Annotated in this window: 12 protein-coding genes; 3 read left to right on the forward strand and 9 right to left on the reverse strand. The window is 67.6% G+C overall.

Annotation, left to right across the window (positions count from 1 at the left end; genetic code table 11):
* Positions 1-47: 47 nt before the first annotated feature.
* From cobC to NM2_RS21945, 5 genes are all read right to left on the reverse strand, one after another.
* Positions 48-1,157, reverse strand: a complete 1,110-nt coding sequence (gene cobC / locus NM2_RS21925; protein ID WP_084531418.1) for an Rv2231c family histidinol phosphate aminotransferase CobC — start codon at positions 1,155-1,157, stop codon at positions 48-50.
* A 109-nt stretch (positions 1,158-1,266) separates the two neighbouring features.
* The gene (locus NM2_RS21930) at positions 1,267-1,731 is read right to left on the reverse strand and encodes a DUF7144 family membrane protein (RefSeq protein WP_245718153.1); all 465 of its coding nucleotides are present in this window, start codon (positions 1,729-1,731) and stop codon (positions 1,267-1,269) included.
* Positions 1,732-1,936: 205 nt separating this feature from the next.
* Positions 1,937-2,950, reverse strand: coding sequence for a 4-hydroxy-2-oxovalerate aldolase (dmpG, locus tag NM2_RS21935; RefSeq protein ID WP_067671933.1), 1,014 nt, complete (start codon positions 2,948-2,950; stop codon positions 1,937-1,939).
* A complete protein-coding gene (locus tag NM2_RS21940; RefSeq protein ID WP_067671936.1) occupies positions 2,947-3,918 on the reverse strand; it encodes an acetaldehyde dehydrogenase (acetylating) in 972 nt (323 codons plus the stop codon). The genes dmpG and NM2_RS21940 overlap by 4 nt, the downstream gene beginning before the upstream one ends.
* Positions 3,911-4,750, reverse strand: a complete 840-nt coding sequence (locus tag NM2_RS21945; protein WP_067671939.1) for a 2-keto-4-pentenoate hydratase — start codon at positions 4,748-4,750, stop codon at positions 3,911-3,913. The genes NM2_RS21940 and NM2_RS21945 overlap by 8 nt, the downstream gene beginning before the upstream one ends.
* Positions 4,751-4,903: 153 nt before the next feature.
* Between NM2_RS21945 and NM2_RS21950 the strand changes: the two genes are divergently transcribed.
* Positions 4,904-5,626 carry an IclR family transcriptional regulator gene (locus NM2_RS21950; protein ID WP_067672067.1) on the forward strand — a complete coding sequence of 241 codons (723 nt, stop codon included), beginning with the start codon at positions 4,904-4,906 and terminating at the stop codon, positions 5,624-5,626.
* A 56-nt stretch (positions 5,627-5,682) separates the two neighbouring features.
* Positions 5,683-6,129 (forward strand): GNAT family N-acetyltransferase, encoded by a 447-nt coding sequence (locus tag NM2_RS21955; RefSeq protein WP_067671942.1) that lies wholly within the window; start codon positions 5,683-5,685, stop codon positions 6,127-6,129.
* A gap of 163 nt (positions 6,130-6,292) precedes the next feature.
* Here NM2_RS21955 and NM2_RS21960 read toward each other — a convergent pair whose 3' ends face one another.
* Complete coding sequence (locus tag NM2_RS21960; protein ID WP_067671945.1) at positions 6,293-7,252, reverse strand: amidohydrolase family protein; 960 nt, start codon at positions 7,250-7,252, stop codon at positions 6,293-6,295.
* A 118-nt stretch (positions 7,253-7,370) separates the two neighbouring features.
* Between NM2_RS21960 and NM2_RS21965 the strand changes: the two genes are divergently transcribed.
* A complete protein-coding gene (locus tag NM2_RS21965; protein ID WP_245718154.1) occupies positions 7,371-8,024 on the forward strand; it encodes a TetR/AcrR family transcriptional regulator in 654 nt (217 codons plus the stop codon).
* 277 nt (positions 8,025-8,301) lie between these two features.
* On the opposite strand, the gene mhpA is transcribed toward NM2_RS21965, so the two are convergent.
* Genes mhpA through NM2_RS21980 form a run of 3 tightly spaced genes read right to left on the reverse strand, consistent with a single transcriptional unit; the run spans position 8,302 to position 11,962 of the window.
* Positions 8,302-10,026 (reverse strand): bifunctional 3-(3-hydroxy-phenyl)propionate/3-hydroxycinnamic acid hydroxylase MhpA, encoded by a 1,725-nt coding sequence (gene mhpA, locus NM2_RS21970; protein ID WP_067671952.1) that lies wholly within the window; start codon positions 10,024-10,026, stop codon positions 8,302-8,304.
* Positions 10,023-11,105 (reverse strand): VOC family protein, encoded by a 1,083-nt coding sequence (locus tag NM2_RS21975; RefSeq protein ID WP_084531409.1) that lies wholly within the window; start codon positions 11,103-11,105, stop codon positions 10,023-10,025. Before NM2_RS21975 ends, mhpA begins: the two co-directional genes overlap by 4 nt.
* Entirely contained in the window at positions 11,102-11,962 is an 861-nt protein-coding gene (locus NM2_RS21980; protein WP_067671955.1) for an alpha/beta fold hydrolase, read from the reverse strand. The genes NM2_RS21975 and NM2_RS21980 overlap by 4 nt, the downstream gene beginning before the upstream one ends.
* Positions 11,963-12,100: the final 138 nt, after the last annotated feature.

The following is a 12,100-nucleotide window of genomic DNA, read 5'->3' on the forward strand; positions in this document are numbered from 1 at the left end:
CCACACCTCGTATCACAACGCACGCACCACATCCGACGGATCGCCGATCACCGCCGCGGACCGGACGACGAGGTAGTGATCGTCGCCCGGACGAGACACCCGCTCTGCGGCGGTCGAATTCCGACCTCGCGCAGGGCGTCGACCAAGCGGTCCACCTCGGCCGCGGAACGGACCGCCAGACGCAGATGCCCTGGTCCGAGCCCCGGGAAGGTGTCGCCCCGACGGACCGCGACGCCCACTCCGGCGAGACGTTTGCGGAGCAGCTCGGCGTCAGGAACGCGGATCAGCAGGAACGGGCCGTGGGCGGGTTCGTGGACCTCGATGCCCAGAGCGCGCAGTCGCGGAATCATCGCGGCGCGCTCCGCGCCGATGCGTATCGCACGCGCCTGCGATTCGGCGACCGCGGCCGGATCACCGGTCGCCGCAATGGCTTCCAGTTGCAGAGCGCCCAGCGGCCAGTGCGCGCGACCGTGCCGCAGCCGCGCCAGGAGGTCCGGAGGTCCCAGGAAATATCCGCAGCGCAGGCCCGCCAGCGCCCAGGTCTTGGTGAGGCTGCGCAATATCAGGACATCTGGGAAAGGTTGTGCCGCAAGTGATTCCGGCTCACCGGGGATCGCATCGGCGAACGCCTCGTCCACCACGACCACCCGGCCAGGACGACGCAGCGCGCGAACGGTCTCGGCCGGATGCAGCACCGAGGTCGGATTGGTCGGATTGCCCAGCACCACCAGATCGGCGTCCTCGGGCACCAGCGCGGGATCGAGTGTGTAGGGCTCGCCCAGCACCACCCGGGTGACCGCCACCCCGGCCTCGCGCAATGCCAGCTCGGGTTCGGTGAACGAGGGGTGGATGACCGCGGCCAGGCGCGGAGCCAGCCGCGGCAACATCGCGAATCCCTCGGCCGCGCCCGCGAGCAACAGCACCTCGTCCGGGGTGCGGCCGTGCCGCGCCGCGACGATCTTCCGGGCCGCCAGATCCTCGTCCTCACCCGGATACCTGCCCAGATCGCGCAACCGCGCCGCCAGCCGCGCGCGCAACCACGGCGGCGGCCCGTCCCCCTGCACGTTCACCGCGAAGTCGAGCATCCCGGGACGCGCGTCCACATCGCCGTGATGGCGCAGCTTGGCCGCGTCCACCTCCCCGGCGCCGGACCGCAGACCTCGCACCGCCGCGGGCCCGGGTTCGGGCCTCGACGGGGGTTCCGGTTCACGATCGGCCGTGGCGTCCTCGAGCACAGCGACCACCCTACGTGGCCGCCCTCCGCGCTCAGGCGATAGCGGTACCGCGATCCCAGGTGGCGACCGCCCAGATCAGGAACGCGTCCAGCGCGATGACCAGAATCGACCACCACGGATTGTGCGGCAGCCAGAGGAAGTTCGCGACGATCGAGACCGAGGCGAAGACGATCGCGGTGACCCGCGCCCATGTCTGCCCGGCGAGCAGTGCGGCCGCGACCAGCACCAGCAGCGCGCCGATCACGATGTGGACCACGCCCCAGCCGGTGGTGCTCCACCGGTAGCTGTACTGCGGGCCGACCACGACGATATCGTCGGCCTCGACCGCGGAGATGCCCTCCAGAATCTGGACCACCCCGGCGACGATCAACAACGCCGCCGCCGCGACGGTTCCGATCGCAGCGGCCGGACGGCCGATCGACGGGCCATGGGCCTGATGGCGTCCTTCGGGCTCAGGTGCCTGCTGCGGGGTGACGGGTGCTATCGGATCGGACATTGCTGCTCCCTGAGTCGTACACTCCGGAAACCTCGATGACCTGAGAAAGTCTAGAACCCGGCCGCTGCGGCAATTACAGGATGCTACAAGTTAGCCATCGGATCGTTATATCCGAACTACGCCGTGTATCCGGCATGCGGGTTGGGTGCGGAATCCGCATCCGGCGGCCGTCCACAGCAAACAGCGGCCACCGGATGCGGGCAGTTCATGCGACGTTTTCGTCGACCATGGTGAGCGCGATATCCACGATCATGTCCTCCTGACCGCCGACGAGTCGCCGACGGCCGGCCTCCATGAGCAGGGTGCGCACATCGATCCCGTAACGCTCGCTCGCGGCCTCGGCGTGCCGCAGGAAGCTGGAGTAGACCCCGGCATAACCGAGGGTCAGCGTCTCCCGATCGACCCGGACGGGACGGTCCTGAAGCGGGCGCACGAGATCGTCCGCGGCGTCCTGGAGAGCGAACACATCGCAGCCGTGTTTCCACTCGAGCAGATCCGCCACGGCGATGAACGCCTCGATCGGGGTATTGCCCGCACCGGCCCCGTGCCCGGCGAGCGAGGCGTCCACGCGGACGACCCCGTTCTCCACGGCGACAACGGAATTGGCCACCGACAACGACAGGTTCTCGTGCGCGTGGATACCGATCTCGGTGGTCTCGTCGAGGATGTCGCGGTAGGCGCGGATCCGGTCGCGCACACCGTCCATGGTGAGCCGCCCACCCGAGTCGGTGACGTAAACACAGTGCGCCCCATAGCTTTCCATCAGCTTCGCCTGCGCGGCGAGTTCGGCGGCGGGTGCCATATGACTCATCATCAGGAATCCGGAGACGTCCATGCCGATCTCGCGCGCGGTCGCGATGTGCTGTGCCGAGACGTCCGCCTCGGTGCAGTGCGTGGCGACCCGGACCGACCGGACGCCCAGATCGTAAGCGCGCCGGAGATCTTGGACCGTGCCCACACCGGGCAGCAGCAACGTCGTGAGCCTGGCGCGGCTCAGGTTCGCCGCGGCCGCCTCGATCCATGTCCAGTCGCTGTGGGAGCCGGGACCGTAGTTGACCGAGCCGCCCGCGAGCCCGTCGCCGTGGGCGACCTCGATGGCGTCGACGCCGGCCGCGTCCAGCGCGGCCACGATCCGGCCCACGTTCTCCGGGGTGATCCGGTGCCGGATCGCGTGCATGCCGTCACGCAGCGTGACGTCCTGAATGAACAGCGTGGTCATCGGGCGTTCTCCTTCTGCTGGACGTCCTGCGCGATCCGCTCCCCGACCTGCAGCGCGGCCGAGGTCATGATGTCGAGGTTTCCGGCGTAGGCGGGCAGGTAGTGCGCCGCGCCCTCGACCTCGAGGAATACCGACACCCGATGCGTCGGGACCGTGGCGGCATCGTCGGCCAGCAGCGTGTGCACCGGCTGGTCGGCGGGGATCGGGTCGATCTGGACCTGCTGTTTGAGCCGGTATCCGGGCACGTACGCGGCCACATCGCCGACCATCTTGGTCACCGAGGCGCGGATCCGCTCGTGTGTGTCCGAGTCGGCGGCGTCGACCAGGCAGAACACCGTGTCGCGCATGATCAGCGGCGGTTCGGCCGGATTGAGGATGATCACCGCCTTGCCGCGCGCGGCCCCGCCCACGGCCTGGATCGCCTGCGAGGTGGTCTCGGTGAATTCGTCGATATTGGCGCGCGTGCCCGGCCCCGCGGACTTCGACGCGATCGAGGCGACGATCTCCGCGTAGGCCACCGGCACGACCCGCGCGACCGCCGCGACGATCGGGATCGTCGCCTGTCCGCCGCAGGTCACCATGTTCACGTTCGGTGCGTCGAGGTGGTCGGAGAAGTTGACCGCCGGGACGACGAAGGGGCCGATCGCCGCGGGCGTCAGGTCGATCATCCGTTTGCCCAAGGGCGCCAGGCGGGCGTGGTTGATCCGGTGCGCCTTGGCCGAGGTGGCATCGAAGACGATCTCGATCTCGTCGAAGCCCGGCATCGCCACCAGTCCCTCGACGCCCTCGTGGGTGGTCGGCACCTTCATCCGGGTCGCGCGCGCGAGCCCGTCGGAGTCCGGATCGATGCCGACCATGGCCGCCATCTCGAGGAAGCGGGAATGGCGCATGACCTTGATCATCAGGTCGGTGCCGATATTGCCCGACCCGATGATCGCCACCTTGGTGCGCGCGGTGTTCTCACTCATCACTAGCCTCCCGGTCATTGCTGAAGGATGCGGACACGGTGCCGAGGCCGTCGATGACGACCTCCACGACCGAGCCCGGACGCACCGGGCGCATGGGTCCGAGGGCGCCGGACAGGATCACCTGCCCGGCGCGCAGCGGGTCACCGAATTCGCGGGCGCGCAGGGCCAGCCACGACAGCGCGTTGAGCGGATCGCCGAGGCAGGCCGCGCCGTTACCGGTCGAGACGACCTCGCCGTCGATCCGCATGCTCATGGTGACCTCGACGGGCTCGAACTCCGCGAGCGTCCGGTGCTCGGTTCCGAGCACGAACACGCCGCTGGAAGCGTTGTCGGCCACCGTGTCCGCGAACGAGATGTCCCAGTCGGTGATCCGGCTGTCGACGACCTCCAGCGCCGCGACCGCATGGCCGACCGCGGCGCGGCACTGCGCCACGTCCAGCGGCCCCTCGGCGAGGTCGTCGGTGAGCACGAACGCGACCTCGGCCTCGGCCCGCGGCTGCAACAGCCTGCCCATCTCGATGACGTCGCCGTCGGCATAGGCCATATCGGCGAACAGGACACCGAAATCGGGCTGGTGCACACCCAGCTGGGTCTGCACGGCCTCGGATGTGGCGCCGATCTTGCGGCCCACCACGTTCACCTTCCCAGCGACGCGCAAGCCGTTGAATGCTTCCTGAATCCGATAGGCGGTGGCGACGTCGTCGGGGCCGATCAGATCTCGAATCGGTGTGCAGGGGCTGCCGGTCGCGGCGGCAGCGGCCAGGCGTTGCGCGGCCGCGGTCACGGTCGATTCGTCGACGGCTTCGGCGCGGCTGTCCGTTGTGGCGGACATGCCCACCTCCTTCCTCTCCTCGGGTGGTACGTCCTCGACGCCAGTGCACCCCACGCGACCAGTGCACGGACAGTAAAGTGGTCCACTGAGTGGACCGAGAGGAATGCCGTGAACGAACGACCGCTGCAGGACAGGTCGGTGCTGGGCCGGATCATGCGGATTCTCGATGCGTTCGACGTCGGGGATCAGGCCGTCGGCCTGTCCGAGCTGGCCCGCCGGACCGGTCTGGCGAAGCCGACCGTGCATCGGATCGCGCAGGATCTGGTGGCCGCGCGACTGCTCGCGGCGTCGCCGGGCGGCTATCGGCTCGGCCGGGGCCTGTTCGAATTGGGCATGCGCGCCGCCGCCGAGCGAACCCTGCTCGAGGTCGCCGTGCCGTTCCTGCAGGACCTGTTCGCCCGCACACAGGAAACCGTGCACCTGGGCGTGCTCGATGGCGACGAGGTCGTCTACATCAGCAAGATCGGCGGGCACCGGCAAGCTCGCTCACCGTCGCGGGTCGGCGGGCGAATGCCGTTGTACTGCACCGCGATCGGCAAGGCATTGCTGGCCAACTCGGACCAGGCCGCAATCGCCGGGATACTCGCCGGGCCGCTGCCCCGGCGAACGCCTCGTACGATCGTCGCGCCCGGCCTGTTGCGCGCCCACCTCGCGCAGGTCGTCGAGCAGGGCGTGGCGTACGAGTACGAGGAGTCCGCGCTCGGCATCGTGTGCGTCGCGGCGCCCATCCTCAACGCCGACGATCAGCCGCTCGCGGCGATCTCGGTCACCGGACCGGCGACCCGGTTCCGTCCCGACGCCCACGCCGCCTCGGTCCGAGCCGCCGCGGCCGGAGTGGCCTCCATCCTGGCCCGCCGGGCCACGACCGCCCTGTAGCGCGAACCGATCACCGCGTACCCGACACGCCGAATACGACCCATCAGACTGCAAGGATGACAACGATTCGCCCCGCACGTCCGAGCGATGCCGCGCTGCTGTCGGAGTTGGCTCGCGCTGCCTACGCGCACTACGTCGAACGAATAGGCGCCGAACCAGCACCGATGCGGCAGGACTACACCACGCTCGTCAACGTCGGGCATGTGTGGGTCGCCGAACGCGACGACGCTGTGGTCGGCCTGCTCGTACTGAAGCTGGAGCCTGACCATCTGTTGCTCGACAACATCGCCGTCTCGCCGAATGCGCAGGGCACTGGTGTCGGGGCGCAGCTGTTGAACTTTGCCGAAGCCCGTGCACACGAGCACGGTCGTACCGAGGTCCGGCTCTACACCAACGAAGTCATGACGGAAAACATCGCCTACTACCCCCGCCATGGGTTCGTCGAAACACACCGCGCCACCGACCACGGCTACCGACGCGTGTTTTTCACCAAACATCTATGAACAAGTCCCAGTGGTCCATTCACGCACACCATGGCCCACGAGCGGGCGCACATCAACCGCCGGACCGTGGTCAGCCGAGGCGTGCACACGACTTCGAGCACCAGTCCGGCCGACTTCGCACATTGAGAGTCGTCTCGACGACCGGCTTGCCTCGGATGTTGCGTCAGAGCTTCAACCGAGGAAAGAGCGTCTCGCAGTTGCCGCGTTCGATGTTCGCGCGCACGGACTCGTCCAGCGGGTAGTTCTCGAACTCGTTGTCGATGAAGGCGACCGCCGCCGGCGGCGCGAACGGGAAATCACCGCCGTAGGTGATGTGGTCGGGTTCGGCGACCTCGAGCAGGCTCGGCAGCGCGGCGGGACCGGCCGACAGGGCGATGTCGTAGTAGAACTGCTTCAGCACCGCCTTGTGCCCCGCGATGGGGTCGTCCGATTCCACCTGCGGCACAGCGGTATTCGCGGCGAACATGGTCAGGAAGATTCGGTTCGCGATGTAGGGAACGAATCCGCCCGCGTGCGCGAGGATGAATTTGATATCCGGAAATTTCGCCATCGACCCCGACAGGATGAGGCTCAGCGCGGTGCGGGTGGTGTCGAGCAGGAAGTCGGCGGTGAAGGTCGGGATGCCCGGCACCGGCTCGGCGGGCAGCTCGCCGGGGTGGATGAACACCACGGCCGCACGCTGATGCAGGAATTGCAGCAGCGGTTCGAAGGCGGGATCGCCCAGGTAACGGCCATCGTTGTTGGCCAGCAGCACGATTCCGTCGGCGTGCAGCGTGTCCAGGGCGTATTCGGCCTCGATCAGCGCGCCTTCCACATCGGGCAGGGTGAGGGTGGCGAAGAGACCGAAGCGATCCGGCCGCCGCCGCACGAGGTCGGCGCTGTACTCGTTGATCTCGCGCGCCCAGCGCCGGGCCTGGGCCGCGTCGCCGAAATACACGCCCGGCGTGGACAGCGACAGAATCCCGGTCCCGATTCCGCGATCGTCCATGAACTCCACCGCCGCCTGCTCCGACCAGGACGGCAGGTCGACACCTCCGGGCCGAATCCCCTTGGCGCGCATCCAATCCGCGTACTTCGGGGGAACGATGTGCTGATGAGTATCAATACGCCGTGCACGGCTCATGTGGCCCTCTCTTTCCAGGTGCGGTTCGAGTCTGCGGGCTTACCGCCATCGATTCTGCTTCAGCCGGAGGTGTCATGTCTGATGTTTTTGTCAGATATGATTTGCGTAACGATTTCGAATGGAAGAAGGAGCCATGGCCGCGGAGCCCGCAGCACGCAACCGCATCGACCGGCGTCGTGAGCGCACGCGCAACGCGCTGCTCGGCGCGGCCCGAAAGTTCCTGTCGGAGGGGCGTTCCGCGGTCAGCATCCAGGAGATCACCGACGCCGCGGATGTCGGATTCGGCTCCTTCTACAACCACTTCGAGTCGAAGGATCAGCTGTTCGACGAGGCCGTTCGCTCGATTCTGCAGATATACAGCGAGATGCGCGACGGCATCGTCGCGCTCTACGAGGACCCTGCCGAGGTATTCGCGGTCAGCTTCCGCATGACCGGCCGCCTGCAACGACAGATCCCCGAAGGGGTCCGGGTGATCCTGCACTCCGGCATGTCGGTACTGCTGCGCGAGGAGGGCTTGGTCCCGCGCGCCCGCCGGGACATCATCGCCGCGCAGCAAGCGGGCCGGTTCGAGCCGATGGATCCGGACATGGCGATCATGGCCGCGGGCGGGGCGCTGCTCGGGCTGCTGCAACTGCTCGACGCCCGCCCGGACGCCAACGCGGGTGCGCTCACCGACGAGATGACCTTCCGGGTTCTGCGCATGTTCGGCATGAACAAGCGCGCGGCCCAGAAACTCACCTCGACCGAATTGCCGTCGCAGCCACAGCTGTAGCCGCCGCTCGAGGTACCGGAATGCACTCGGACCAGGAGGCACCCGGGATACATTGCCCCGCAGACGTTTTCGATGATTCTCGACCGGATACAGACGACGGCGCGCAGGCGTTCTCATCCGGCCCAGCCCCGGATATTGTCGGTACAGGAGACGCTGTTCATCGTGCGTCCTCGAGGCTTTCCGCCGAGTCGGGGTCCGGGCGGCGGTCCCGGAATGCGAGACCCGCGCGGTACGGTGCGCCTCGCCGAGCCGGGGGCCATGACCAGCGCCGATCCCGTCATGCGCCGAGAGTGTTTGCTGCTCTTGCGATCTCCGGTGAGGAGGTCGCGGACCAGGTGAGCTGGCGGAACAATTCGGCGATCAGCGCACCGCCGTCCTCGGGGGTCGCGGTGCCGAAGACGTATCGGTCCGGACGCAACAGCACCAGCCCGCCGATGCGGACACCCGCCCTGGCGAGCCAGCGGCCCAGCGTGCCGGTGTGGTCTTCGACGTCGAGGTGGTGGTCACCGCCGGTGCGGCCGTCACCCGGTCTGCCCTGCGGTCGCCCGCCCGCCGGGTAGACGGTGACGAACTCGGTTCCCAGCCGACGCAATGCGGCGACGTCGTCGGCGCCGAGCACGGCCCGTGGGTCGACGCCGTACCCGAGTACCGAAAACCCGAGGCCCAGAACATCATCGAGGCGGCAGTGGCGACCCTCGTAAGTGCGCACCTCCGGCTGCGGGGACAGTCGTCCCTCGGACCCGCGCAGTCCGCGCCGGGGCAGGCCGAGATAGGCGTTGCGGCGAAAGCGCGGCGCGGGTTTCATTTTCGCGGCGCGGATCCAACCGCCCAGCCCCGGTACCCGCAGCGCGGTGGCGATCGCCAGATCCCGGGCCGCCGCGAGCAGTCTGCTGTCGACGGACACGAGAGCCTTGTTGAACACCGAGAAGTCGATCATCGCCTTGGCATGCGGTGCGCGTTCGGATTGATAGCTGTCCAGAACCCGTTCGGACGCACCGTGTTCGATGATCGCGGCCAGTTTCCACGACAGGTTGTCCGCATCGCGGATGCCCGACCCCATGCCCTGGCCGACGAATTGCGGCGTCATGTGCGCGGCGTCGCCCGCGATCAGGATCCGCCCGTCCCGCCAGCGGTCGGCGATCACGGCGTTGAACGTGTAGACCAGCTTGCGCAGCACCCGCACCTCGTCCGGGTCGACGAATCGCGCGATGTGCCGACGGACCGTGTCCGGATCCTCCATCTCCTGTTTCGTCTGGGATTCGGTCAGCATGAACTCGAAGCGATGGTGCCGATCCGGTTGCGGGCAGGACACGACGGGCAATTCGGGATCGCAGACGAAATCGAAATACGGCAGATGCCGGAACGCGTCGACCCCGTCCCGCGCTTTCAGGTCCACCACCAGCCAGCGCTCGGGAAAGCTGGTGCCGGACATCTCGATACCGAGCCGGGTCCGCACGACACTGCGCCCGCCGTCGCAACCGACGAGAAATTTCGCGCGAACCCGTTCCGCCGTGCGCGGATCGGATTCCGCTGTGCGAGTGCCGTATCCGGTTCCCGGACAGTGCGCGTGCTCGACGCTCACCCCCGAGTCGTCCTGATCGAAATCCACCACCTCCCGGCCGCGGCGCACGGTCACGTGCGGATACCGATCCAGCGCGCGCTCGAGTGCACCCTCCAGGTACGGCTGATACAGGAAGTTCACCACCGGCCACCCCTGCGGCCGGTCGGTCTGATGGAACTGGATCACGACCCGGCCGTCGCCGCGCACCCACTGCACACTCGAATCGACATTCATATCCGCCGCGAGTTCATCTGCCACACCGGCGTTTTGGAAGATACGCATGCACTCGTCGTCGGTGTAGACCGCCCGCGCCCGGCCGTAGCATTCGGGCTCGCGCTCGAGGACGAGCACGCTGACCCCGCGCCGCCCCAGCAGATTCGCCAGGGTCAACCCGGTCGGGCCGAGACCGACGACCACCACGTCGTAGTCGGCAACGGTCATCGCAGATCTCCTCCGGGGCGTGATCGAAGTGAATGAACAACGGGTACAACGTGTCCCGCTCCAGCAGAAGCCTCAGCGAGTTGCGGAACGGTGATCTCGGGCGTAGTCACGGACCGCAGAGCCTGACGGAATTGCGCGAACTTCCCCAGCACCGTGTCCCCCACCGGGGTATGTCCCCAGATGCTGATGCCCCGGTATGTCGTCGGCTCCCAGGTGGATTCGCGCTCCGGCCCGATCACGACGGGATTCCAGCCGACCTCCAGTTCGAATCCGGACGGTGTCACGCTGTAGAAGGACAGCTCGCGATCGTTGGTGTGCTGGCCCACCGACCACGCCATCCGGAATCCCAGTTCGGTGACCCGCTCGAACGCGGCGAGCATATCGTCCAGGGTCGCGGACTGAATGTTGATGTGCTGCACCCGGGTTCGGATCGGATCGATCTTCATTCCGCGAATATTGGCGATCGCGACCGAGTGGTGGCGTTCGTTGACCCGCAGGAACCGGATCTTCATCCGCAGCCCCGAGATGTTCTCGTCGACGTAGTCCGACAGGCGGGAGTCGAAAACGGTCCGGTAGTAATCGCGCATCGCCTCCGGTTCGCGGGAGACGATCGCCACGTGCCCGAGCCCGGCCTCACCGGTCACCCACCCGGAACTGAGCATCCGCAACGGTTCGGGCGTAGTCAGCGGCACCGTGAAGATCTCCTGCGCAATAGCTTTCGGCCCCGGGAACCGCCACAGCCGCTCCACTCCCCGCAGCGCCGCCTCCGACGCGGTCCCCTCGACGATCGGCACGCCGCGATCGGCGACTCGGGCCACGATCCGCTCGAAGGTCTCGTGGTCGTCGACCTGCCATCCCAGTGTGGTCGCGTCCTCGGCGGGGCCGCGTTCGATCAGGAAGCGGCACGTTCGATCGTCGAGACGGAACCGCAGTGCGCCGCCGTCGAGTTCGTCGACGTGCAACCCGATCGCGTCGGCGCCGAAACGCCGCCAGTCGGATCTCCGATTCGATTGCACGACAACATATCCCAGATGCACCGCGCCGAATACCGAAGCGCCGGTTGGCGGCAGCTCGTTCATGCGGCCGCCAGAAACGACGCGGTCAGGGCGTTGAACAGTTCGGCGCGTTCCCACTGCACCCAGTGGCCGGTATCGGCGGCGAGGTACAGATCGCAGGCGGGCATCGCGTCGGCGAGCATGCGGCCGCCCTCGGGCCGGTTGACCTTGTCGGCCGCACCCCAGATCACCAGCGTGCGATGCGAAGCCCGGCGCAGGCGAGGGTCACGGGTGAAATCCATCCGCCACAGCGTGCGCAGCGCCAGCGGCCCGGACGGGCGGCGCAGCGGCGGATTCGCCACGACGTCCGGGTCGATACTGGCCCGGAAACGCCGCTCGATCATCTCGGTGTCCACCGTGCTGCCGTCGAAGACCAGATAGTCACGGATGAAGCGGGTGAGCTTCTCCCGGCTCGGGCCGCTGCCCCCGTAATACGACAGCAGCGCCCGCAGGCCCGCGGTGGGCAGCGCGCGAGTGGTGCCGACACCTCCGGGGCCCAGCAGGACCATCCGCCCCACCTTCTCGGGCCGGTCCATCGCCAGTCGCAACGCCGCCGCGCCGCCATAGGAGTTTCCGACCAGATGTGCTGTGGGAGCGCCGAGTTCATCGAGCAGCCCGCCGACCGCCCGCGCCAGATCACCGAACGGGTCGGACTGATCGATCCGCTTCTCCGAGCGCCCGTACCCAGGCAGATCCGGCACGATCACCCGGAACCGCTCGGCCAGCGCGTCGACGTTGCGCGAGTAGTTCGACAGACCGGACGCCCCGGGCCCGCCGCCGTGCAGCAGCACCACCGCTGGGCCGGAACCGGCCTCGGCGTAGAAGATCTCCCGATCACCGACCCGGACCGTGCGTCCGAGACCCTCGTCGATGCTTGTCATCGTCACCTCCGGAACCGTTATTGATCAAATCATCAGTTACGATGATCCTCCTTGTCAAGGCATTTCTGATGAAAATGTCAGAATCGATGCCGTTATCCAATGGGGACCTCTACCTGGTCCGCGCCCGGGATCGCCACG

The sequence above is a fragment of the Nocardia miyunensis NBRC 108239 genome (genome assembly GCF_001613065.1).
Taxonomy (GTDB): Bacteria; Actinomycetota; Actinomycetes; order Mycobacteriales; family Mycobacteriaceae; genus Nocardia; species Nocardia miyunensis.

Coding starts and splice junctions, on each gene's coding strand:
- mhpA (WP_067671952.1), bottom strand. CDS start 10,026: ATGACCGTTGCCGACTACGACGTGGTGGTCGTCGGTCTCGGCCCGACC.
- NM2_RS21955 (WP_067671942.1), top strand. CDS start 5,683: ATGACAACGATTCGCCCCGCACGTCCGAGCGATGCCGCGCTGCTGTCG.
- NM2_RS21975 (WP_084531409.1), bottom strand. CDS start 11,105: ATGAACGAGCTGCCGCCAACCGGCGCTTCGGTATTCGGCGCGGTGCAT.
- NM2_RS21950 (WP_067672067.1), top strand. CDS start 4,904: ATGCGGATTCTCGATGCGTTCGACGTCGGGGATCAGGCCGTCGGCCTG.
- NM2_RS21960 (WP_067671945.1), bottom strand. CDS start 7,252: ATGAGCCGTGCACGGCGTATTGATACTCATCAGCACATCGTTCCCCCG.
- NM2_RS21945 (WP_067671939.1), bottom strand. CDS start 4,750: ATGTCCGCCACAACGGACAGCCGCGCCGAAGCCGTCGACGAATCGACC.
- NM2_RS21930 (WP_245718153.1), bottom strand. CDS start 1,731: ATGTCCGATCCGATAGCACCCGTCACCCCGCAGCAGGCACCTGAGCCC.
- NM2_RS21980 (WP_067671955.1), bottom strand. CDS start 11,962: ATGACAAGCATCGACGAGGGTCTCGGACGCACGGTCCGGGTCGGTGAT.
- NM2_RS21965 (WP_245718154.1), top strand. CDS start 7,371: ATGGAAGAAGGAGCCATGGCCGCGGAGCCCGCAGCACGCAACCGCATC.
- dmpG (WP_067671933.1), bottom strand. CDS start 2,950: ATGACCACGCTGTTCATTCAGGACGTCACGCTGCGTGACGGCATGCAC.
- NM2_RS21940 (WP_067671936.1), bottom strand. CDS start 3,918: ATGAGTGAGAACACCGCGCGCACCAAGGTGGCGATCATCGGGTCGGGC.